General features: G+C 39.0%; 1 protein-coding gene and 1 pseudogene. Both read right to left on the bottom strand.

All coding sequences use genetic code 11. The features are described 5' to 3' along the window. Positions 1–236: DUF3103 family protein (locus tag R8N49_RS27740; protein WP_412034925.1), on the bottom strand; the 236-nt coding region annotated here is incomplete at its 3' end. Between the two features lie 250 nt (positions 237–486). Beyond that, positions 487–662 (bottom strand): annotated as a pseudogene (gene ppnK / locus R8N49_RS27735) (NAD(+) kinase); the annotation flags it as partial.

Genomic DNA, 662 nt, shown 5'->3' with positions numbered 1-662 from the left:
GGGTTTTGCTCAATGAAAGAGGAGACAGGAACATTGGTTTGTTGAGCAGTAATATCTCTTCTCAACATTGGCTCAATTGCCGTATAGTTTTCGCTCAGTTGTTGAGCAAGTTCCCGTTTGGTTTGTGTAATGTCGTCCGCACGCGCATTAGATACGTTTGTCACTTTAGTATCTTCAGATTGGCAGCCAATCAGTGCTAATGTACTGAGAACAGACAGAATGATAGTTTTTTTCATAGTATGTCCTTTATTGATTTTATGAAATAGAGTTAATACTCTATTCATGGTGAGAATATCACCCGACATACTCCATTCAATTTGCTTTTCTGGAATAAGTTAAACTTTGCACACAGGATCAAAGTTTATAAATTTCGTTTTAACGGCAGGATATATTGCGTCGCCTTATTAGTAAGGTTTTACGTGTTATCCCAAAAAAGAAAAAAGCCAGCAGCAATCAGCAACTGGCTTAAATTCGTGTTCATGAAAGCTAGAATAACTTACTAGACCAACCGAGTTTGTTCCTTAATACGTGATAGTAGCTGTAGTCTTTCGGATGGATGAGTTTGAGCACATTTGGGCTTTGATAAATGTGGATCTCATCGCCGGGAGAAACTGGCAGCGACACTTGTCCATCACAACTTACTTCTTGTGTACCGCGATTTT

This window comes from Vibrio sp. 1978, from assembly GCF_033344345.1.
The sequence above is the reverse complement of the archived record's forward strand: the minus strand, read 5'-3'. Positions and strand labels throughout refer to the sequence as shown.